The following is a 19,586-nucleotide window of genomic DNA, read 5'->3' on the forward strand; positions in this document are numbered from 1 at the left end:
ATCGGGATCATGACCAAGGAGAAAGAAGCGGCTTCCGAGGAGAAGGAAGAGAAGAAGGGCCTGCGGCTCGCGCAGGTGCTGGCAGCGGCGCTGGCGGCGGTGACGGCGGCGTTGCTCGGTTCGACGCTGGGTGTCGCGGGCACGGTGATCGGGGCCGGCGTGGCGAGCGTGGTGTCGACGGTCGGCAGCGAGCTGTACCTGCGCTCGCTGGAGCGCACCCGCGAGGCGGCGCTGCGGGCGCGCCAGCTGGCGACGTCGGGGATCCGGCGGCGCGGGCAGGCGGAGGCGCCGGCGGAGGCACCTGTGGAGGTGCCGATCACCGACCAGCCGACCGTCCGGCTGGCGAAGCCCGAGCCGTCGCGGCTGCGCAAGCTGCGCTGGCCGTTGATCATCGGCACCAGCCTGGCGGCGTTCGCGGTGGCGATCCTGTCGATCGTCGGCTTCGAGTCGGCCACCGGCACCCAGATCGGCGGCGGAACGGGTTCGAGCATCGGCAGGATCCTCGGCGGCACCGGCGGCCACCAGGGCAAGACGCCGTCGACCACCTCGCCGACCAGCACGGACGACACGCAGGTGTCCCCGACGGAGACGACCACGACGCCGACCTCGACCGCGCCGGCGACGTCGTCCGAGACCCCGACGACCACCCCGAGCACGACGACGGAACAGCCGTCGACCGAGGTCCCGTCGACCACGGCGACCCCGCCGACCAGCAAGGGCGCCGCCGCAACGACGCCGACGCCGTGACTCAGGCCAGGCGCGCCCGCAGCTCGCGGGCCGCCGCCTCCGGGTCCTCGGCTTCGGTGATCGCCCGGACCACCACGATCCGCGACGCCCCGGCCTCCAGCACCGACGGCAGCCGGTCGCCGTCGATGCCGCCGATGGCGAACCACGGCCGGTCCGGTGCCCACGCCGCCGTGTCGCGGACCAGGTCGAGGCCGGGCGCGGGGCGGCCCGGCTTCGTCGGCGTCGGCCAGCACGGGCCCGTGCAGAAGTAGTCGACGCCCGGCTCCGCGGCCGCGGAGAGGGCCTGGTCCAGCGAGTGCGTCGAGCGGCCGATCACCACGTCGTCGCCGAGGATCCGGCGGGCCAGCGGCACCGGGATGTCGTCCTGGCCCAGGTGGAGCACGTCGGCACCGACGGCCAAGGCCACGTCGGCGCGGTCGTTCACCGACAGCAGCGCGCCGTGCCGGGCGCACGCCTCCGCCAGCACCTCCAGCGCCGCGATCTCGCCGGCCGCCTCCAGCGCACCGGTCTTGTCGCGCAGCTGGATGATGTCGACCCCGCCGGCCAGGGCCGCGTCGGCGAAGGCGGCCAGGTCGCCGTGGGTCGTGCGGGCGTCCGTGCAGAGGTACAGGCGCGCCGAGTCGAGGCGGGCGCGGATCTTGTCACCGGAGAGGGCGGGCATAGCGGCGACCGTACCCCGCGCCGACCGAAGCAGGCGTCGCGCGCCCGTTGCCACGAAAGCCATCCGGCCGCGCCCGCGGTTGGATTATCGACGAACGGCGCAGTAGGGTGAAGGTGTCCGCACGGGAGCCCGAGGCACGGGCTGAGAGGGAGCTGCCGCTCCGACCGTGGAACCTGATCCGGGTCATGCCGGCGCAGGGAGCGTGATTCCATGACGAACCTGGCAGTGGTGGGCGGCGGCGTGATCGGCCTCGCCGCCGCGTGGCGCGCCGCGCGCACCGGCCGCAGCGTCACCCTCCACGACCCCGAACCCGCCCGCGGCGGCGCGTCCTGGCTGGCCGGGGGCATGCTCGCCCCGGTCACCGAGGCCTGGCCGGGCGAGGAGGACGTCCTCCGCCTCGGCGAAGAATCGCTCGAACGCTGGCCCGGCTTCGCCCGTGACCTCGCCGAAGAGGGCTTCGACCCCGGCTTGGCCGCGCACGGCACGCTCGTCGTCGCCTTCGACAGCGCCGACGCCGGTCACCTGGACATCCTGGCCGGTCACCTGCACGGGCTCGGCCGCGCGGCGGAGCGGCTCACCGGCCGGGAGGCCAAGCGGCTCGAGCCCGGTCTCGGATCCGTCCGAAGTGGACTCCACGTGCCCGGTGACCTGGCCGTGGACAACCGGAAACTCCTCGACGCCCTCTACGCCGCCTGCGTCGAACACCGAGTCCGGTTCGTCCGGGAGCGCGTCGAAGAGCTCCCGGACGCCGAAGCCGTCGTGCTCGCCGCGGGCGCCTGGACCGGGCGGCTGCACCCGCTGCTCGCCGACGCCGTCCGCCCGCTCAAGGGCGAAATCCTCCGGCTCAAGCCCCGTCGCGGCTGCCTGCCGCCGCCAACGCACACCGTCCGGGCCGTCGTCGAAGGCCGCCCGATCTACCTCGTCCCGCGCGGTGACGCCGAGCTCGTCCTCGGCGCCACCCAGTACGAGGCCGGGTTCGACCGGGCCGTCACCGCCCGCGGCGTGCGCGAGCTGCTCGAAGGCGCCGAGCGCGTCTTCCCCGCGATCACCGAGTACGAGCTGACCGAGACCGCCGCCGGCCTGCGGGCAGGCAGCCGGGACGCGCTGCCGTACCTCGGTGCCTTGGACGGCCGGGTGTTCGCCGCGACCGGGCACCACCGCAACGGCCTGCTGATGGCCCCGGTGACCGCGGACGCCGTGGTCGCCTGGCTCGACGGGGACGAGCCGCCGGAGGGCACCGCGGCCGCGTCCCCCGCCCGCCTGCACCAGAAGGAGCACGTGTGATGGAGATCAAGCTCAACGGCGAGTGGACGGAGTTCCCGGACGGAGCCACCGTCGCCGACGTCCTCGACCGCACCGGCGGGGCGCGGCCGGGCATCGCCGTCGCGGTCGACGGCGTGGTCGTCCGCCGCGCCGACTGGGCGGCCACCGCCGTGCCCAAGGGGGCGGTCCTCGACGTGCTCACCGCGGTCCAGGGAGGCTGAAAATGGACGTGGAACCGCTGGTCATCGGCGCGACCAAGCTGACGTCCCGGCTGATCATCGGCACCGGCGGCGCGGCCAACCTCGCCGTGCTGGAACGTGCGCTGGTGGCGTCCGGCACCGAGCTGACCACGGTCGCCATGCGCCGCGCCGACGCCGAAGGCGGCTCGGGCGTCCTTGAGCTCCTCAAGCGGCTCGGCATCGAGCTGCTGCCGAACACCGCGGGCTGCCGCACGGCCGCCGAGGCCGTGCTCACCGCCCAGCTCGCGCGCGAGGCGCTGGAAACCGACCTGGTCAAGCTCGAGGTGCACGCCGACGACCGGACGCTGCTGCCGGACCCGATCGAGACCCTCGACGCCGCCGAACGCCTGGTCGCCGACGGGTTCACCGTGTTCGTCTACACGAACGACGACCCGGTGCTCGCGCTGCGGCTGGAGGAGGCGGGTTGCGCCGCGGTGATGCCGCTGGGCGCGCCGATCGGCACCGGCCTCGGGATCCGGAATCCGCACAACATCGAGCTGATCGTGTCGCGGGCGGGCGTCCCGGTGATCCTGGACGCCGGAATCGGCACGGCCTCGGACGCGACACTGGCGATGGAGCTCGGCTGCGACGCCGTCCTGCTGTCCACGGCGGTCACCCGGGCGGCCGATCCGGAGCGGATGGCCGCGGCGATGCGCGCCGGTGTCGTCGCCGGCCGGCTGGCCCGCGAGGCCGGCCGGGTGCCGCAGCGCTTCTGGGCGCAAGCGTCGAGTCCACCTCGGTGAACCACTGCTGCTTTGGGGGGCTCCGGGTGGCGGAGCCCCGGTATAACACCGCGCCTTAACGCGGAGCGTGACCTGGAACCCGTAAGGTGGACGGCACTTTCCGGCGCACCCGCGGCGGGGCGAGGGCAGAAGGAGCCAGCCGTGACGAGCACATCGGTCCAGGACGTCTCGGGCAGGTTGTACCTCGCCGTGGGCAGGCTGTCCCGGTCACTGCGCCAGGCCGGCGTGCCGGGCCCGGGCCACGGCGCCATCTCGGCGCTGGCGACGCTGGTGCACGCGGGCCAGCTGCGCCTCGGTGACCTCGCGGCCAAGGAGGGCGTGGCCGCGGCGACGATGTCGCGGATCATCGCGTCCCTTGTCGAAGCGGGGTACGTCAGCCGTGAGTCCGACCCGGTCGATCGCCGCGCCTGGCTGGCGAAGGCGACCGAAGAGGGCGAGCGGCTGGTGTCCGGCGTCCGGTCGACGCGGGTCCAGGAACTCAACCGCCGCCTCGACCGGCTCTCGCCGGACCACCGGGAAGCGCTGCTGGCGGCGCTGCCGGCGCTCGAAGCCCTGATCGCGGACGACTAAGCCGCTTTCTCCTGCCGCAGTTCGGCCAGCTCCGCGCGCAGGGCGCGGAGCTCGTCGAGGATCTCCTGGTTCGCCGCGGCCTGCGCTTCGGCCTGCTTCGCCTCCTCTTCGCGGATGTCTTGGCGCAGCTCGTCCTCCATGCCGCTGACCACGACGGCGATGAACAGGTTCAGCACCGCGAAGCTGGACACCAGGATGTAGACGACGAAGAAGATCCAGGCCAGCGGCGCCTGTTCCATGATGGTCTTCGCGATGTCCGGCCACGCTTCGCCGGTCATCACCTGGAACAGGGTGAACAGCGAAGTGCCGAGGTCGCCGAAGTCGCCGGGGTCGATCGCGCCGAACAGCTTCGTCGCCATCACCCCGGCCACGAAGATGATCAGCGCGAGCAGCGCGGCGATCGACGCCATGCCGGGGATCGCCGCGAGCAGCCCGGAGACGACCTTGCGCATCGACGGCACGACCGAGATCAGCCGCAGCACCCGGAGCACGCGCAGCGACCGCAGCACGGCGAACGGGCCGGTCGCCGGGATCACCGCGATGCCGACCACCAGCAGGTCGAAGACGTTCCAGTTGTCGCGGAAGAAGCTGCCGCGGTAGGCGTAGAACTTGGCCAGCAGCTCCGCGACGAAGATGCCCAGCGCGATGTGGTCGAGGGCGTGCAGCAGGCCACCGTAGCCGTCCATGAGCGACGTCGACGTCTCCATGCCGAGGGTGACGGCGTTGAAGACGATCACCGCGATGATGAAGTTCTGGAAGCGGCGGCCCTCGAGGACCTTCGCCACCCGCTCGCGTCCGGTCAAGGCCGCCCCTCGCGTTGGTCAAGGATCAGTAAACGCAGGGATGGTAGCCGGGTGGGTGCTCAGCGCTCCTCGGGAGCCAGCCGCCAGAAGGCGGAGACCGGGCCGACCTTCGCGCCCATCGGGTACGCGTGCTCGACCGCGTGCGAGACGAACCACTTGCCGTAGCGCGCGGCTTCGACCACGGACATGCCCTTGGCCAGGCCCGCGGTGAGCGCCGAGGCCATCGTGTCGCCCGCGCCGTGCGTGTGCGGCGTCGAGTAGCGCCTGCCCGGCAGCTCCACAAACGTCGAGCCGTCGAAGAGCAGGTCCACGCACTCCGGGTCGGCCTGCAGGTGGCCGCTCTTGACCAGGACGTACCGCGGCCCCATCCGGTGCAGCACCACCGCCGCGGTGTGCATGCCTTCGCGGTCGGTCACCGTCATCCCGGTGAGCAGCCGGACCTCGTCGAGGTTCGGCGTCAGCACGGTCGCGCGCGGGAGCAGCTCGTCGCGCAGGGCGTGGAGCCCGGCCTCGTCGAACAGGGGGTGGCCGTGCATCGACGCCGCCACCGGGTCGACGACGAACGGGATCTTCTCGTCCCGCCCGATTCCGGCCTTGTCGCACGCCGCCGCGACGGCGTGGATGATCTCGGCCGAGGCCAGCATCCCGGTCTTCGCCGCGCCGACGCCCATGTCCGCCGCCACCGCCTCGATCTGCCCGGCCACGATGTGCGGCGGCAGGTCGGCGCGGTCGTGCACGCCCAGGGTGTTCTGCACGGTGACGGCGGTGACCGCGACCAGGCCGTGCACGCCGCAGGTCAGGAACGTGCGCAGGTCCGCCTGGAGCCCGGCGGCGCCGCCGGAGTCCGACCCGGCGATCGTCAACGCGGTCGGAAGGCTCGTCGTCATGGTGGTTTCCCGACTTCTGGTCTAGGCCAATCAGCCTCTTTTGCTTCATCAACAGTCAACCACGGTGGGACATTGTGAACGTTACTCACGTTCGAAGGAGCCTGGATGAAGCTCTTCTCGGTGGTACTCCTCGCGGCGGCGCTGACCCTCTCCGGGGCGACCGCGGCCAACGCCGACAGTCCCAAGCTGTCCCACGTCACGACCATCGGCGTGCACAACACCTACGACCCGGCGGCCTACGGCTACCTGGCCCAGGCGCTCGACGCCGGCTCGTCGCTGATCGAGCTGGACGTCTGGCCGGACTTCTTCACCCACGAGTGGAAGGTCAGCCACTCGAACCCGCTGGGGAACAACAACAACTGCGTCGCGGCGACTTCGGCGGCGCAGCTGTACTCGGGCGGGAAGAACAAGAACCTGGAGTACTGCCTCGACGACATCCGGATCTGGCTGGCCGCCCACCCGGGGCACACGCCGATCACGCTCAAGCTGGAGATGAAGACCGGCTTCTCGGACAACACCGGCATGGGCCCGGACGAGCTGGACGCCACGTTCCGGTCGCACCTCGGCAGCGTCGCCTTCCGCCCGGCCGAGCTGCTCGGTGGGTACGCGACGCTTGACGACGCGGCCAAGGCGGACAACTGGCCGTCGGTGGACGCGTTGCGGGGCCGGGTGATCACCGAGATCATCCCGGGCACGGTTGAAGAGGGGAACCCGACCGACACGCTTCACACGGACGTCGAGTACGCGCGTTACCTGCTCGGGCTCAAGAACGCTGGCAAGCTCGGCGACGCGAACATCTTCCCGACCGTGCACGGCGCGGCCGGCGGTGACCCGCGGGACAAGTACACCGCCGACCTCAAGCCGTGGTTCGTGGTGTTCGACGGCGACGCGAACGCGTGGGTGACGCAGACCGGGCCGTGGTGGTACGACGCCAACCACTACTACGTGGTGATGACCGACGGGCAGAACGTCGCGCCGGCCATCGACGCCCACAACCCGACGGTCGACCAGGCCAACCAGCGCGTCGCCGACCTGGCGAAGCAGCACGCGTCGGTGGTCACCGCGGACTGGACCGGGCTCACGACGGTGCTGCCCCAGGTGCTCGCGCGCGGTTAGACGGTCAGCACGAGCTTGCCGGACACCCGGCCGGATTCGCCCAGCTCGTGCGCCTCGGCGGCGGCTTCCAGCGGGAACGTCCGTTCGACGTGGACCTTCAGCTGGCCGGCCTCGATCAGTTCGACGAGGCCGGTCAGCCCGCCGCGGTCGGGTTCGACGAGGATCCGTTTCGTCCGCACTTTCCTTTCCGCGGCGGCCTTTTCCACGCGGTCACCGACCCCGCTCGGCACGCCGATCAGCAGGCCGCCCTCCTTGACCGCGGGCAGCCAGCGCAGGTCGCTCTCCTCGCCGACGAGTCCGAAGTAGACGTCCACATCGGACGTGGTGGCGGTTTCGTCGTGGTAGTCGATCGGTTCGTCGACACCGAGTTCGCGCAGGAAATCGTGCTTCTTCGCGCTGGCGGTGCCGATGACGTGCGCCTCGCGCGCCTTGGCGATCTGCACGGCGAGGTGCCCGACCCCGCCCGCGGCGGCGTCGACGAACACCCGCTGTCCCTTGTGGACACCGGCGACGTCGATCAGGCCCTGCCATGCGGTCAGCCCGGCCAGCGGCAGCGCGGCGGCCTCGGCGAACGACAGCCCGGCCGGCTTGCGCACGAAGTGCCGCGAAGGCGCGGTGACGTACTCGGCGTAGGCGCTGGCCGGCCGCGGGAACCACGGCATGCCGAGTACTTCGTCGCCCTCCTGGACGCCGGTCGCGCCGAAGCCGGCCTGTTCCACGACGCCGGCCACGTCCCAGCCGACGGTGAACGGCGGCTCGCCGAGGAACCCACCGCCCCGCCGCACCTTCCAGTCGACGGGGTTGATCCCGGCGGCCTTCACCCGCACCAGGACCTCGGTCGGCCCGGGTTCGGGGCGCGGTGCCTCGGTGACGCGGAGCACCTCCGGCCCGCCGAGTGCCTGCTGGGTCACGATGCGCATCGGTCTTTCTCCTTCTGTTCGGGTGCACCCCCATCCTCAGGTCCTTGGTCACTTTTCGCCAGAAGGCACTAGTTGGTACAGTAGGTACCTGATGGATACCACCTGTGACCAGGGCGGACCCTGGGACGTGTACCTCCGCAACTGCCCGTGCCGGGACGTGCTGGACCTGCTGGCCAACAAGTGGACGGCGTTGGTCCTGGGCGCACTGGCCCGCGGCCCGCACCGCTTCGGCGAGCTGCGCCGCGCGGTGGACGGAATCAGCCAGAAGATGCTGACCCAGAACCTCCGCCAGCTGGAGCGCGACGGCTTCGTGACGAGGACGGTGTACCCGACAACGCCGCCGACGGTGGAGTACGCACTGACGGAGATGGGCGCGGAGGTCGGGGCGCACCTGATAGCGCTGAGCAACTGGTCACAGGCGAACTTCGGGCGGATTCGCTCGGCCCGCGAGGAGTACGACGGCCGGGAGCTGCAGCCGGTCCGCTGAAACGGGCCGCCCGGTCGCGGCGACTCACCGGGTGCCCCGTCGGCAACCTGGAGGTGGTCGTGGTGCTCGAGAACGTGTTGGCCGCGCTCAACGGGGTTCTCGCCACCCCGCGCGTCGTGCTCCGGGAGTTGCTCAAGCGGGCCGACCGGGAGCCCGATCCCGACGCCCCACCCGGCCCCGCCGGCGCGGACGACGACCGCAACCCGCCCGACTACCCCGGATGATCCCCGGCACCTGGCTCGCCGTCGTCCTGTTCCTGATCGTCGTCGCGCCGGGCCTGTTCTTCGACCTGCTCGGGGCTCGGCGCCGGGTCGAGGCCGCGGAGTCCGCGTTCCGCGAGTTCGGCCGGGTGGCGCTCGGCAGCCTGGGGTTCACCTTGGTGACCCTCGTCCTGCTGCTGGGCGTGCGGTGGCTGTTCCCCCGGTTGTTCTTCGATCCCCGGGCGATGCTCCTCGGCGGCAACACCTACCTGGCCGACCACTACGGGCAGGTGATCCTGACGATCGTGGCGGCGACCGTCGTCTCGCACCTGCTCGCGTTCGGGTTGCACAAGCTCCTCGCCCGGCGGACCGGCGAGGCGTTCCGGAAGGTCAGCGCGTGGGGGATGGCGTTCCGCGACGGCGTGCCCGCCGGGCACGCCGTGTTCGTCCGCGTGCGGCTGACCAGTGGCCTCGTGTACACCGGGCAGGTCGAGAACTTCACCGCCGACCTGGCGGCGGCCGACCGCGAGCTCCTGCTGACCAAGCCGCTGGCGGTCAAGCCCGATGGCGACAGCTCGCTCACCCCGCTGCCCGCGGCCTACGACCGCGTGCTCCTCCGCGGCTCCGAGATCGAAGTGATCAGTGTGGAGTACCGGCCGGTGCCTCAGCGCTCCAGCACCCAGAACGGGGAGACCGGGCCCACGCCCGCACCCAGCGGGTAAGCCTCCGCGACGCACCGCTCGATGAACTTCTTCCCGGCCGCCACGGCGTCCGGGACCGAAGCGCCCTTCGCGAGCGACGCCGTGATCGCCGAGGCCAGCGTGTCGCCGCCGCCGTGGGTGTTGTCCGTCTCGTACCGCGGGCCGCTCAGCGCGATGTACTCGTGGCCGTCCGTCAGCAGGTCCACGCACTCGGCCGTACCCTGCATGTGGCCGCCCTTGACCAGGACCCACTGGGAACCGAACTCCAGCAGGGCCTCGGCCGCGGCTCGCTGGGAAGCCGCGTCGACCACCGAAACGCCCGTCAGCAACCGGACTTCGTCCAGGTTCGGCGTGATCAGCGTCGCTCGCGGGAACAGCTCCGTGCGGATCGCCTCCAGGGCGTCCTCGCGCAGCAGCGGATCACCCGTCATCGAGGCCGCGACCGGGTCGACCACGAACGGGCCGACCTCGACCTCGTCGAGGGTCTTCGCCACCGCGCGGATGATCTCCGCGGAAGCCAGCATGCCCGTCTTGGCCGCGTCGACGCCCATGTCCGACGCCACCGCCTTGATCTGCGCCGAGACCACGTCCGCCGGGATCTCGGTGAAACCCTGCACGCCCAGCGAGTTCTGCACGGTGACCGCGGTCAGTGCGACCAGCCCGTGCACCCCGTGCGCGAAGAACGTCCTGAGATCCGCCTGGACGCCCGCACCACCGCCGGAATCCGAGCCGGCGATGGTGAGGGCGGTCCTCGGTGTCACGGCTGCACCACCGGCAGGTAGACCTGCCCGCCGGACTCGGTGAACTCGGCCGACTTCGACGCCATGCCGGCCTCGATGGCCTCCACTGTGGACAGGCCGTGCTCCTCGGCGTACTTGCGGACGTCCTGCGTGATCCGCATCGAGCAGAACTTCGGGCCGCACATCGAGCAGAAGTGCGCGGTCTTGGCCGGCTCGGCGGGCAGCGTCTCGTCGTGGAACGAACGCGCGGTGTCCGGGTCGAGCGACAGGTTGAACTGGTCGTTCCAGCGGAACTCGAAGCGCGCCTTAGACAGCTCGTCGTCCCACTCCTGCGCGTACTTGTGCCCCTTGGCCAGGTCCGCCGCGTGCGCCGCGATCTTGTACGTGATCACGCCGGTCTTCACGTCGTCGCGGTTGGGCAGGCCGAGGTGCTCCTTCGGCGTCACGTAACACAGCATCGCCGTGCCGTACCAGCCGATCTGGGCCGCGCCGATGGCCGACGTGATGTGGTCGTAGGCCGGGGCGATGTCCGTCGCAAGTGGACCGAGGGTGTAGAACGGCGCCTCGCCGCAGAGCTTTTCCTCGAGCTCGACGTTCTCCTTGATCTTGTGCATCGGCACGTGGCCGGGGCCCTCGATCATCACCTGGACGTCGTGCGAACGCGCGATGTGCGTCAGCTCGCCCAGGGTCTCCAGCTCGGCGAACTGGGCGCGGTCGTTGGCGTCCGCAATGGACCCCGGGCGCAGGCCGTCACCCAAGGAGAACGTGACGTCGTACTGCCGCAGGATCTCGCAGAGCTCCTCGAAGTGCGTGTACAAAAAGGACTCCTGGTGGTGCGCGAGGCACCACGCGGCCATGATCGAACCGCCGCGGCTGACGATCCCGGTGACGCGCCGCGCGGTCAGCGGGATGTACCGCAGCAGCACGCCGGCGTGCACGGTGACGTAGTCGACACCCTGCTCGCACTGCTCGACGATCGTGTCGCGGTACACCTCCCACGACAGCTTTTCCGGCTCCCCGTTGACCTTTTCCAGCGCCTGGTAGATCGGCACGGTGCCGACCGGGACCGGCGAGTTGCGGATGATCCACTCGCGCGTCTCGTGGATCCGCTTGCCGGTGGAGAGGTCCATGATTGTGTCGGCGCCCCAGCGGGTCGCCCAGACCATCTTGTCGACCTCTTCCTCGACCGACGACCAGACGGCCGAGTTGCCCATGTTGGCGTTGATCTTCACCAGGAAGTTCTTCCCGATGATCATCGGCTCGGACTCGGGGTGCCTGCGGTTGACCGGGATCACCGCGCGGCCGCGGGCGACCTCGTCGCGGACGAACTCGGGCGAAACCCGTTCGCGCGCCGCGACGTACTCCATTTCGCGGGTGATGACGCCCTGCTTGGCCCAGCCGAGCTGCGTGTTGTGCTCGCGGCCGTCGGCCCAGCCTGCCCGCAGCCGGTGCAGTCCACTGTGGACGTCGATCGAAGCTTCGGGATCGGTGTACGGGCCCGAAGTGTCGTAGACGTCGAAGTGTTCACCGTTGGACAGATCGATCCGGCGGGCCGGAACCCGCAGTCCGGATTCGGTCTGGTGGTACACCTTGCGCGAGCCGGTGATCGGCCCGGTCGTCACCGAAACGGCAGCAGAATTCTCCAGCGTCGTCAACGACTTTCACTCCCTACGCCGGCATTACCCGGTCAGGTTCATGCGGTCGGTGACGCCTGCGAAACGCAAGTCACCCTCTCAGCCCGCCATGGCGCGAGCTCCCGCGTTGGTGTTGTGCCACCGACCATGCCACGCCGGGGCGCGATACTCAAGTCACCCGACCAACTCTGCCGGTGTGGCGTAGACGTCGACCATGGCGCCGTTGCGCAGCACGGTGATCGGCAGTGCGGTGCCGATCACTTCCGCGAACAGCTGCCGCTGGATGCCCTGCGCGTCCGAGACGCGCGTGCGGCCGACGGTCAGCACGAGGTCCCCCGCGCGCAGGCCGGCCCGGTCCGCGGGCCCGCCCGCGACGACTTCGCGCACCCGGAGCCCGGCGCTCTGCCCGGTGCGTTCGGCGACGTCGTCCGGCAGCGGCGCGGGAACGCCGACGACACCGAGGTACGCCCGCCGCACCCGCCCCTCGACCACGAGCGTGTCGATGATCCGCCGCGTGGTCGCGTTGATCGGCACGGCCAGCCCGAGCCCGACGCCGGCGACCGCGGTGTTGACGCCGACGACCCGCCCGGCGGAGTCGGCGAGCGCGCCGCCGGAGTTGCCGGGGTTGAGCGCGGCGTCGGTCTGGATCACGTCCTCGATCACGCGGGTGGCGCGCCCCTGCCGCACCGGCAGCGCCCGCCCGAGCGCGCTGACGACCCCGGCGGTGACGGTCCCCGAGAAGCCGAGCGGGTTCCCGACCGCGACCACGAGCTGCCCGACGACGAGCCGGTCGGCGTCGCCCAGCCGGGCCGCCGCCGGTGTCTCGCCCCGGGCGCGCAGCACGGCGAGGTCGGACAGCGGGTCGGCGCCGACGACGTCGAAGGGCACTTCGCGGCCGTCGGCGAAGGTGGCGACGCCCTTCCGGTGGTCGCTGACGACGTGGGCGTTGGTGAGCAGGTGGCCGTCGTCGGCGAAGACGACGGCCGAGCCGCTGCCCCGCGCGAGCTGCACCCCGGCGACGTGCGGGGTGACGGTCGCGGCGACGGTGCTGACCGCGCGCGAGTAGGCGTCCATCGCGTCTTCCATGAGGGCACCTCGATTACACCGTTGCAGATAAGACAAGTCTGCGCCCGCTCGGGCGGGAAGTCCGTTCGCTGTCCGTGAACCGGTTCACCGGACCAGTGACGGTCAGTGGTTCACCGGATCGGACCATGCGCCGGTGAAGGATCGGCGGCAGACTCCCAAGTCGCTTCTGTAACGGTGCAGAAGCGATCTTCTGTGGGGTTGATATGCGAAAACTCATGTTCGGCGCCCTCGCCGGGCTGCTGGTCACCGGCCTGATCCCGGGGACCGCGGCGGCTCAGGGCGAGGCTCCCGGCGCCCCGGGGACCCATCCCAGCTGGCTGCCCGCGAACAAGACCGGCTTCGGGACCGCCCACGACCGGTCCAGCAACGTCTGGTTCACCCTCCAGGGCGGGCAGCTGTCCGAGGTCTACTACCCGGACCTGTCGACACCGAGTGTCCGGTCGATGGACTTCGTCGTCACCGACGGCCGGAGCTTCGCCGTCACCGACTACTCGGCGAAGTCGCAGCAGGTGCGGCGGACCGATGACGACAGCCTGACCTACGAGCAGACGATCACCGACGACCAGCACCGCTGGCGCCTCCGCAAGACCTACGTCACCGATCCCGCCGCCACGACCGTGCTGGTGGACGTCGACTTCCAGTCGCTGACCGGACGGCCCTACCAGCTCTACGCGGTCGCCGACCCGGACCTGACCAACGACGGCTCCGACGACTCGGCCGCCCGCGCCCGTGACGCCGTCACCGCGCAGGACGCGGCCAACGCCGCCGCGCTCACCGCCAAGCCCGCGTTCACGAAGACCAGCGTCGGCTACGCGGGCGCGTCCGACGGGAACACCCAGCTCGCCAAGACCTTCCAGCTGGCCCAGTACGACACAGCGGCCAAGGGCAACGTCGTGCTGACCGGGCAGACGAACGCCGACGGCCTGCGCAACCGGCACGTCACCGTCGCCCTCGGCATGGGCGCGAAGGCGGCCGACGCGCTCAAGAGCGCGCAGGCGTCGCAGCGGCGCGGCTTCCGCGACATCACGCGCGCGTACGACCGCGGGTGGGAGCAGTACCTGCGCGGGGTCGGCAAGCCGCCGTCGTCGCTGAAGACCGACGCCGAGCGCGACCTGTACAAGGCGTCGATGCTCACGCTCGCCGCGAGCGAGGACAAGCACCACCCGGGTGCCTTCATCGCGTCGCCGAGCATGCCGTGGCGGTTCGGGAACAACGACCCGGAGTGGTCGCCGTCGGGCACCTACCACCTCGTCTGGCCCCGTGACCTCTACCAGATCGCCACCGGCCTGGCCGCCGGCGGCGACACGGCCGCGGCGAACCGCGCGGTGACCTACATGTTCGGCACGCAGCAGCAGCCCGACGGGCACCTGCCGCAGAACAGCCGGGTCGACGGCGTCCCGTACTGGACGTCGATCCAGCTCGACGAGACCGCGTTGCCGATCGTGCTCGCCCAGCAGCTCGGCCGGAACGACCTGTGGCCCGGCGTCCGCAAGGCCGCCGAGTTCATCCTCGGGTACCGCGGGCCGAACGGGCAGCCCTCGCCGTACACCCAGCAGGAGCGCTGGGAGGAGCAGGACGGCTGGTCCCCGTCGACCATCGCCTCGGTGATCGCCGGGCTCGTCTGCGCCGCCGACCTGGCCCAGCACAACGGCGCCGCGGCGGACGCCGCCCGGTACCTCGCCGCGGCCGACAAGATGAAGGCCGACCTGCCGAAGCAGACGATCACCACGAACGGGCCGCTGTCGAAGGACCCGTACTTCGTCCGCCTCACGAAGGACGCCGACGCGAACAACGGGACGACGTACAACCTCGGCAACTCGAGCGTGACGATGGACCAGCGCGCGGTCACCGACGCGGGCTTCCTCGACCTGGTCCGGCTCGGCGTCTACCGCGCCGACGACCCGGTGGTCCGCAACAGCGTGCGCGTGACCGACTCCGACATCGCGTTCACCACGCCGACCGGCCAGTTCTGGCACCGCTACACGAAGGACGGCTACGGCGAGCAGGCCGACGGCTCGCCGTGGGACTACACGTTCCCGGCGGAGAGCCGCACCACGTTCGGCCGGCTCTGGCCGCTGCTCGCCGGCGAACGCGGCGAGTACGAACTGGCGCTCGGCGATCCGGCGTCGGCCGCGCGGCGGCTGCGTGACCTCGGCCGGGTGAGCAGCTCGGCGGAGACCATGCCGGAGCAGGTGTGGGACGAGAACTCGCCGTCCGGGCAGACCGGCTTCCCGGCCGGCACGCCGAACACCTCGGCGACCCCGCTGGCCTGGACGCACGCCCAGTACGTCCGGCTCGCCTGGGACGTCAAGGCCGGTTCGGTGCTGGAGACGCCTCGCGTCGTCCGCTGCCACTTCCTCGGCTGCTGAAACGCCGAAGGGCCCCTCGTGCGCGAGGGGCCCTTCGTGGGTTTCAGATGACGGCGCCGTCGTCTTCGGGGGTCTTGGGCGGCAGCCACGAGTTGCCGGGGACGCCCCACTTGTTGTGCTTGAGCATCTTCTTCGCCGCGCGCGCGTGCCGTCCGACCAGGCGGTCCAGGTAGAGGTACCCGTCCAGGTGATCGGTCTCGTGCTGCAGGCAGCGCGCGAAGTAGCCGGTGCCCTCGACCTCGATCGGGTTGCCGTCGAGGTCGGCGCCGGTCACCTTCGCCCACTTCGCGCGGCCCGTCGGGTACGACTCGCCGGGTGCCGAGAGGCAGCCCTCCCAGTCGTCGTCCGGGTCCGGCATGGTCTCCGGGATCTCCGACGTCTCGAGCTTCGGGTTGACGACGACGCCCTTGTGGCGCACGCCTTCGTCGTCCGGGCAGTCGTAGACGAACACCCGCAGGTCGAGGCCGATCTGGTTGGCCGCGAGGCCGACGCCCTCGGCGGCGTACATCGTCTCGAACATGTCGTCCACGAGCGTGCGCAGCTTCTCGTCGAACTCGGTGATCTCCCGAGTCGGCTGGTGCAGCACGGGTTCGCCGGCGATCACGATGGGGTGGATGGTCACGGCGAGCCAGTTTAGTCGGACCCCTCTGGTAGACCTGCATCAGACCGTGACGCGCCGGGGTCGATGCCCACGTCGGTGCGTGCTTCCGTGGTTGAATGGCGCCCGCGGAAGAGCTAGGTCTGATTCGCCATGACGCCCGATTGAGAGGGACTCGGATGGACGCCGCGGAGTCGATGGCTGAGCCGCAGCCGTCGCCGCCGAAGCCCGTGCCCGGCCTGACCGAACGCGAGGTCGAGATCCTCGCCTTCGAGCGCCAGTGGTGGCGGCACGCCGGGGCGAAGGAGAACGCCATCCGCGAACGCTTCGACCTGTCTGCGACGCGCTACTACCAGCTGCTCAACAAGCTGCTGGAGAAGCCGGAGGCGATCGAAGCCGACCCGATGCTGGTGAAGCGGCTGCGCAAGACCCGCGCCGCCCGCCAGCGCAAGCGAGGCGCCCGGCGACTGGGGATCGAGCTGAAATGAGTGTGTTTTCCGGAATGTCCCGGCCGATGAAGGCCGCGGGCGTCGCACTGGTCGGCGTGGCGATCATCGCCGCCGTCATCGGCGGGATCACCGCGCTGGGCGGGGGTGACGGGTCGAACGAGGCCGGGCCGAGCGGCACGCCGACGTCGCCGGGCTCGTCCTCGGTGCCGCCGTCGACCTCGTCGTCGGCTTCCTCTTCGTCGACGTCTTCGTCCTCGGCGAGTCCGTCGTCGCCCACGCCGCCGTCGACCTCGGCTCCGGCACCCGGCCAGCCGACTTCGGCCGGCCCCGGTCAGCCCGGCCAGCCGGGTGGTGACCAGCAGGCGTCCAACAAGTGGGTGACCGTTCGGGTGCTGAACAACTCGACGATCAAGGGCCTGGCGGACCGGGCCGCGGACGACTTCCGCGGCAGCGGCTGGAACGTCAACGAGGTCGGCAACTACTCGCAGGGCATCATCCCGACGACGACGGCCTACTACCGCCCGGGCACCGACGAGGAAGCCGCGGCCAAGCAGCTCGCGCAGGAGTTCGGCATCAAGGCCGAGCCCCGCTTCGAAGGCATCCAGGCCGCGACCCCCGGCGTGATCGTCATCGTGACGAAGGAATACGAGTCGGGCCACAAGGGCAGCTGAGCCGTAACTCGCGTGCTTGAGCACGTAACCCGCGTGATCGAGGCCGGAACTCTCGAGTTCCGGCCTCGATCACGCGGGATCCGGGTCTGATCACGCCAGTTCCGTGCTCAATCTCCGGTCTGGGTCTTCGCGTAGGCCTCCAGCGCGGCCAGCTGGGCCGGGTCGAGGCTCGGCCGGACCGTCTTCCGGGCCGTCTCCAGGTGCGCCGCGGTGACCTCGCGGGCTTCCAGTGACTCGCGCATGGCCGTCAGCGCCGCTTCGCGGATCAGGGCCGCGCAGTCGGCCGCCGAGTAACCGTCCAGAGTGGACGCCACCGCTTCGAGGTCGACGTCGTCGGCCAGCGGGGTGTTCTTCGAGCTGGCCGCGAGGATCGCCGCGCGGGCCTCGGCGTCCGGCGGTGGCACGTAGACGCGGCGCTCGAGCCGTCCGGGCCGCAGCAGCGCCGGGTCGACCAGCTCGGGCCGGTTCGTCGCACCCAGCACGACCACCTCGCGCATCGGCTCGACGCCGTCGAGCTCGGTGAGCAGGGCCGCGACCACGCGGTCGGCGACACCGGAGTCGGACGACTGGCCGCGGCGCGGGGCCAGCGCGTCGATCTCGTCCAGGAAGATCAGCGCGGGCGCGGCCTCCGCGGCCCGGCGGAACAGCTCGCGCACCGCGCGTTCGGACTCGCCGACCCACTTGTCCATCAGCTCGGCGCCCTTGACCGCGAAGACGTTCAGCGCGCCGGTGCCGGCCAGCGCCCGGACGAGGAACGTCTTGCCGCCGCCGGGCGGCCCGTACAGCAGCACCCCGCGCGGCGGTTCGACGCCGAGCCGGGCGAACGAGTCCGGGTACCGCAGCGGCCAGAGCACGGTTTCGGTCAGGGACTGCTTGACGTCGACCATGTTGCCGACGTCGTCCAGGGTGAGCCCGCCGGTGGCCAGGTTGTCCGAAGTGGACAGCGAGACCGGCCGGACGGTGGCCAGCGCGTCGAGCAGGTCCTGCTGCGAGATGCGCGGCTCGTCGGCGTCACGCTGGCGCAGCGCCGCCCGCAGCGCGGCGTCCCGGCGCAGCGCGATCAAGTCCGCCGCGACGAACCCCGGCGTCCGCTCGGCGAGCACGCCGCAGTCGATGCCTGCGTCGAGCGGGACGTCGCGGAGCAGGACGTTCAGCAGCTCGCGGCGGGTTTTCGCGTCCGGGAGGGCCAGGCCGAGCTCGCGGTCCAGCAGGTCGGCGGCACGCAGCCGCGGGTCGGCCGACTCGGCGCGGGCCGTCGTCGCCACGACGGCGAAGCGCTCCCGCTTGAGGGCGGTCCTCAGCTCCTCCAGCACGACCGTGGCGACCGGCGGGGGAGTTGTCGCGGGCAGCAGCGCGTCGACGTCGGTGAGCAGGAGGACCGACGGGCCTTCGGCGTCGCGGATGGCCTCGCGCAGGCGCGCGACCGCGACGTTCGGGTCCAGCACCGCGAGGTTCGGCGCGGCCAGCGGGATGACCGTGATCTCGGCTTCGTGGGCCACCGACCGCACGAGCGTCGCCTTGCCGACGCCTTCGGGGCCCGACAGCAGGACGCCGAGGTGGGCGGGCGCGCCGAGGCGGGCCAGCAGCTCGGGGCGGTGGAAGGCCAGGTCGAACCACTCGCCGAGCTTGCGCGCGGCGCTCTCGGCGCCGACCAGGTCGGCGAGCGGAACCACGGGCTCTTCGGCCGTGGCCACGACCTCGTCCTCGACGATCTCGGCGTCGATCCACTCCTCGGCCGCGGTGACGGCGGAGGAGCGGACCAGCGCGGTCGCGGTCCGGGGCGCGGCGGGCTCGGCGGTGCCCGGCCGGGCGCCGTCCCGCCAGGTGACCACAGTGGACGGTCCGACGGCCACGGTGCCCGCCGGCTCGGTGGCCGTGACGGTGAGCAGCTCGTTCGTCCAGGTCGCGCCGATGGCCCGCGAGAGCTGCCCGCGCAGGCCGGCCGGGTCCGAACCCGGCGTCGGCGCGAGGTCCTGCGGCAGGAGCGAAACGGCGTCGCCGACGGTGAGCACCTTGCCGATCAGCGCGAGCCGCAGCATGTGCGGGCTGACCGAGACGCTGGCCAGCCGCGACCCGGCGACGGTCACGGTCTTGGCGGCCGCGACGTCCGCGGGCGCGACGACGACCTCCGAGCCCTCGGTGACGCCGAGGTTCGACATGGTGACGTCGTCGGTGAGCACCACCCCGGGCACCCCGGCCTCGTCGGCGGGCGCGGCGAGCGCGGCGCTGACCCGCGCCCCGGTGAGGTGGACGGCGTCCCAGGCCCGCAGGCCCAGCGCGTCGAGGACTTCGGGATGCAGCCGGACGACGCCGCGGCGAGTGTCCAGCGCGGACGGGGTGTGCCGGACGGTCAGCGTGATCTGCGGGTGGCTCACGCCGTTCACCCTAGCGATCCGCCGCCTCCGCACACCCCTGTGTCGACCTCCCGATCACGCGTGATGCCCCTCCAATCACACGTGATGCCGCTCGGATCACGGGTGAAGCCCGCCGGATCACGGGCGATCGCCGTACCGGAACGGCGAACTCGCGTACCCGGAGGGTCGGTTCGCGTACCTGGAGGGTCGGTTGGCGTGATCAGGGACGGATCTCGCGTGACCCGGGCCGGGTCTCGCGTGATCGGAGGCGTGACTCGCGTGATCGGGGAGCGATCTCGCGTGATTGGAGGGGCATCACGTGTGATTGGAGGGGCATCACGTGTGATT

21 protein-coding genes and 2 riboswitches are annotated in these 19,586 nt (G+C 71.4%); of the genes, 12 read left to right on the forward strand and 9 right to left on the reverse strand.

The annotated features are described in order from the left end of the window. Nucleotides 1-9: 9 nt before the first annotated feature. Nucleotides 10-747 (forward strand): hypothetical protein, encoded by a 738-nt coding sequence (locus HUT10_RS31430; RefSeq protein ID WP_176174501.1) that lies wholly within the window; start codon nucleotides 10-12, stop codon nucleotides 745-747. Between the two features lies 1 nt (nucleotide 748). On the opposite strand, the gene thiE is transcribed toward HUT10_RS31430, so the two are convergent. Next, nucleotides 749-1,408, reverse strand: coding sequence for a thiamine phosphate synthase (gene thiE / locus HUT10_RS31435; RefSeq protein WP_176174502.1), 660 nt, complete (start codon nucleotides 1,406-1,408; stop codon nucleotides 749-751). Between the two features lie 111 nt (nucleotides 1,409-1,519). Beyond that, nucleotides 1,520-1,625, forward strand: a riboswitch (TPP riboswitch). On the opposite strand from thiE, the gene thiO reads away from it, so the two are divergent. The 4 genes from thiO to HUT10_RS31455 all read left to right on the forward strand — a co-directional run bounded on the left by thiO (nucleotide 1,619) and on the right by HUT10_RS31455 (nucleotide 4,223). Beyond that, the gene (thiO, locus tag HUT10_RS31440) at nucleotides 1,619-2,692 is read left to right on the forward strand and encodes a glycine oxidase ThiO (RefSeq protein WP_176174503.1); all 1,074 of its coding nucleotides are present in this window, start codon (nucleotides 1,619-1,621) and stop codon (nucleotides 2,690-2,692) included. Its footprint overlaps the riboswitch before it by 7 nt. Continuing rightward, on the forward strand, nucleotides 2,692-2,892 hold the full coding sequence (thiS, locus tag HUT10_RS31445; protein WP_176174504.1) for a sulfur carrier protein ThiS: 201 nt from the start codon (nucleotides 2,692-2,694) through the stop codon (nucleotides 2,890-2,892). The genes thiO and thiS overlap by 1 nt, the downstream gene beginning before the upstream one ends. 2 nt (nucleotides 2,893-2,894) lie before the next feature. Continuing rightward, nucleotides 2,895-3,653 carry a thiazole synthase gene (locus HUT10_RS31450; protein ID WP_176174505.1) on the forward strand — a complete coding sequence of 253 codons (759 nt, stop codon included), beginning with the start codon at nucleotides 2,895-2,897 and terminating at the stop codon, nucleotides 3,651-3,653. 141 nt (nucleotides 3,654-3,794) lie between these two features. Further along, nucleotides 3,795-4,223 (forward strand): MarR family winged helix-turn-helix transcriptional regulator, encoded by a 429-nt coding sequence (locus tag HUT10_RS31455; protein ID WP_086846856.1) that lies wholly within the window; start codon nucleotides 3,795-3,797, stop codon nucleotides 4,221-4,223. On the opposite strand, the gene HUT10_RS31460 is transcribed toward HUT10_RS31455, so the two are convergent. Together HUT10_RS31460 and thiD (HUT10_RS31465) are read right to left on the reverse strand one after the other, a co-directional pair. Further along, nucleotides 4,220-5,026 carry an ion transporter gene (locus HUT10_RS31460; RefSeq protein ID WP_176174506.1) on the reverse strand — a complete coding sequence of 269 codons (807 nt, stop codon included), beginning with the start codon at nucleotides 5,024-5,026 and terminating at the stop codon, nucleotides 4,220-4,222. The two genes, HUT10_RS31455 and HUT10_RS31460, sit on opposite strands and share 4 nt — an antisense overlap. Nucleotides 5,027-5,085: 59 nt before the next feature. Further along, on the reverse strand, nucleotides 5,086-5,913 hold the full coding sequence (gene thiD, locus HUT10_RS31465) for a bifunctional hydroxymethylpyrimidine kinase/phosphomethylpyrimidine kinase (protein ID WP_176174507.1): 828 nt from the start codon (nucleotides 5,911-5,913) through the stop codon (nucleotides 5,086-5,088). A 105-nt stretch (nucleotides 5,914-6,018) separates the two neighbouring features. On the opposite strand from thiD (HUT10_RS31465), the gene HUT10_RS31470 reads away from it, so the two are divergent. Continuing rightward, entirely contained in the window at nucleotides 6,019-7,029 is a 1,011-nt protein-coding gene (locus tag HUT10_RS31470) for a phosphatidylinositol-specific phospholipase C domain-containing protein (protein ID WP_176174508.1), read from the forward strand. On the opposite strand, the gene HUT10_RS31475 is transcribed toward HUT10_RS31470, so the two are convergent. Continuing rightward, the gene (locus HUT10_RS31475; RefSeq protein WP_176174509.1) at nucleotides 7,026-7,949 is read right to left on the reverse strand and encodes an NADP-dependent oxidoreductase; all 924 of its coding nucleotides are present in this window, start codon (nucleotides 7,947-7,949) and stop codon (nucleotides 7,026-7,028) included. The two genes, HUT10_RS31470 and HUT10_RS31475, sit on opposite strands and share 4 nt — an antisense overlap. A 91-nt stretch (nucleotides 7,950-8,040) precedes the next feature. Between HUT10_RS31475 and HUT10_RS31480 the strand changes: the two genes are divergently transcribed. From HUT10_RS31480 to HUT10_RS31490, 3 genes are all read left to right on the forward strand, one after another. Continuing rightward, a complete protein-coding gene (locus HUT10_RS31480; protein ID WP_176174510.1) occupies nucleotides 8,041-8,436 on the forward strand; it encodes a helix-turn-helix domain-containing protein in 396 nt (131 codons plus the stop codon). Between the two features lie 62 nt (nucleotides 8,437-8,498). Beyond that, nucleotides 8,499-8,660, forward strand: a complete 162-nt coding sequence (locus HUT10_RS31485; RefSeq protein ID WP_176174511.1) for a hypothetical protein — start codon at nucleotides 8,499-8,501, stop codon at nucleotides 8,658-8,660. Beyond that, on the forward strand, nucleotides 8,657-9,358 hold the full coding sequence (locus HUT10_RS31490) for a DUF6338 family protein (protein ID WP_176174512.1): 702 nt from the start codon (nucleotides 8,657-8,659) through the stop codon (nucleotides 9,356-9,358). The genes HUT10_RS31485 and HUT10_RS31490 overlap by 4 nt, the downstream gene beginning before the upstream one ends. On the opposite strand, the gene thiD (HUT10_RS31495) is transcribed toward HUT10_RS31490, so the two are convergent. The 3 genes from thiD (HUT10_RS31495) to HUT10_RS31505 all read right to left on the reverse strand — a co-directional run bounded on the left by thiD (HUT10_RS31495) (nucleotide 9,301) and on the right by HUT10_RS31505 (nucleotide 12,797). Then, nucleotides 9,301-10,098, reverse strand: coding sequence for a bifunctional hydroxymethylpyrimidine kinase/phosphomethylpyrimidine kinase (thiD, locus tag HUT10_RS31495; RefSeq protein ID WP_176174513.1), 798 nt, complete (start codon nucleotides 10,096-10,098; stop codon nucleotides 9,301-9,303). The two genes, HUT10_RS31490 and thiD (HUT10_RS31495), sit on opposite strands and share 58 nt — an antisense overlap. Continuing rightward, the gene (thiC, locus tag HUT10_RS31500; RefSeq protein ID WP_303246989.1) at nucleotides 10,095-11,732 is read right to left on the reverse strand and encodes a phosphomethylpyrimidine synthase ThiC; all 1,638 of its coding nucleotides are present in this window, start codon (nucleotides 11,730-11,732) and stop codon (nucleotides 10,095-10,097) included. Before thiC ends, thiD (HUT10_RS31495) begins: the two co-directional genes overlap by 4 nt. Then, nucleotides 11,726-11,847: riboswitch (TPP riboswitch) on the reverse strand. (Overlaps the previous gene by 7 nt.) A gap of 38 nt (nucleotides 11,848-11,885) precedes the next feature. Further along, on the reverse strand, nucleotides 11,886-12,797 hold the full coding sequence (locus HUT10_RS31505; protein WP_176174514.1) for a S1C family serine protease: 912 nt from the start codon (nucleotides 12,795-12,797) through the stop codon (nucleotides 11,886-11,888). Nucleotides 12,798-13,000: 203 nt separating this feature from the next. On the opposite strand from HUT10_RS31505, the gene HUT10_RS31510 reads away from it, so the two are divergent. Next, nucleotides 13,001-15,166, forward strand: coding sequence for a glycoside hydrolase family 15 protein (locus tag HUT10_RS31510; protein WP_176174515.1), 2,166 nt, complete (start codon nucleotides 13,001-13,003; stop codon nucleotides 15,164-15,166). 43 nt (nucleotides 15,167-15,209) lie between these two features. Here HUT10_RS31510 and HUT10_RS31515 read toward each other — a convergent pair whose 3' ends face one another. Further along, the gene (locus HUT10_RS31515; protein WP_176174516.1) at nucleotides 15,210-15,788 is read right to left on the reverse strand and encodes a peptide deformylase; all 579 of its coding nucleotides are present in this window, start codon (nucleotides 15,786-15,788) and stop codon (nucleotides 15,210-15,212) included. Between the two features lie 155 nt (nucleotides 15,789-15,943). On the opposite strand from HUT10_RS31515, the gene HUT10_RS31520 reads away from it, so the two are divergent. Together HUT10_RS31520 and HUT10_RS31525 are read left to right on the forward strand one after the other, a co-directional pair. Further along, a complete protein-coding gene (locus HUT10_RS31520) occupies nucleotides 15,944-16,252 on the forward strand; it encodes a DUF3263 domain-containing protein (protein WP_003101701.1) in 309 nt (102 codons plus the stop codon). Beyond that, nucleotides 16,249-16,884, forward strand: coding sequence for a LytR C-terminal domain-containing protein (locus HUT10_RS31525; RefSeq protein ID WP_254897103.1), 636 nt, complete (start codon nucleotides 16,249-16,251; stop codon nucleotides 16,882-16,884). Before HUT10_RS31520 ends, HUT10_RS31525 begins: the two co-directional genes overlap by 4 nt. A 107-nt stretch (nucleotides 16,885-16,991) precedes the next feature. On the opposite strand, the gene HUT10_RS31530 is transcribed toward HUT10_RS31525, so the two are convergent. Next, on the reverse strand, nucleotides 16,992-19,259 hold the full coding sequence (locus tag HUT10_RS31530; protein WP_176174517.1) for an AAA family ATPase: 2,268 nt from the start codon (nucleotides 19,257-19,259) through the stop codon (nucleotides 16,992-16,994). Between the last annotated feature and the right edge of the window lie 327 nt (nucleotides 19,260-19,586).

Origin of the sequence: Amycolatopsis sp. Hca4, from assembly GCF_013364075.1 — a bacterium.
GTDB lineage: Bacteria > Actinomycetota > Actinomycetes > Mycobacteriales > Pseudonocardiaceae > Amycolatopsis.

What these genes read in the sequence shown, in the direction of transcription:
- HUT10_RS31430 (WP_176174501.1), top strand. Translation starts at nt 10, where the DNA reads ATGACCAAGGAGAAAGAAGCGGCTTCCGAGGAGAAGGAAGAGAAGAAG.
- thiE (WP_176174502.1), bottom strand. Translation starts at nt 1,408, where the DNA reads ATGCCCGCCCTCTCCGGTGACAAGATCCGCGCCCGCCTCGACTCGGCG.
- thiO (WP_176174503.1), top strand. Translation starts at nt 1,619, where the DNA reads ATGACGAACCTGGCAGTGGTGGGCGGCGGCGTGATCGGCCTCGCCGCC.
- thiS (WP_176174504.1), top strand. Translation starts at nt 2,692, where the DNA reads ATGGAGATCAAGCTCAACGGCGAGTGGACGGAGTTCCCGGACGGAGCC.
- HUT10_RS31450 (WP_176174505.1), top strand. Translation starts at nt 2,895, where the DNA reads ATGGACGTGGAACCGCTGGTCATCGGCGCGACCAAGCTGACGTCCCGG.
- thiD (WP_176174507.1), bottom strand. Translation starts at nt 5,913, where the DNA reads ATGACGACGAGCCTTCCGACCGCGTTGACGATCGCCGGGTCGGACTCC.
- HUT10_RS31470 (WP_176174508.1), top strand. Translation starts at nt 6,019, where the DNA reads ATGAAGCTCTTCTCGGTGGTACTCCTCGCGGCGGCGCTGACCCTCTCC.
- HUT10_RS31475 (WP_176174509.1), bottom strand. Translation starts at nt 7,949, where the DNA reads ATGCGCATCGTGACCCAGCAGGCACTCGGCGGGCCGGAGGTGCTCCGC.
- HUT10_RS31480 (WP_176174510.1), top strand. Translation starts at nt 8,041, where the DNA reads ATGGATACCACCTGTGACCAGGGCGGACCCTGGGACGTGTACCTCCGC.
- HUT10_RS31490 (WP_176174512.1), top strand. Translation starts at nt 8,657, where the DNA reads ATGATCCCCGGCACCTGGCTCGCCGTCGTCCTGTTCCTGATCGTCGTC.
- HUT10_RS31505 (WP_176174514.1), bottom strand. Translation starts at nt 12,797, where the DNA reads ATGGAAGACGCGATGGACGCCTACTCGCGCGCGGTCAGCACCGTCGCC.
- HUT10_RS31510 (WP_176174515.1), top strand. Translation starts at nt 13,001, where the DNA reads ATGCGAAAACTCATGTTCGGCGCCCTCGCCGGGCTGCTGGTCACCGGC.
- HUT10_RS31520 (WP_003101701.1), top strand. Translation starts at nt 15,944, where the DNA reads ATGGACGCCGCGGAGTCGATGGCTGAGCCGCAGCCGTCGCCGCCGAAG.
- HUT10_RS31525 (WP_254897103.1), top strand. Translation starts at nt 16,249, where the DNA reads ATGAGTGTGTTTTCCGGAATGTCCCGGCCGATGAAGGCCGCGGGCGTC.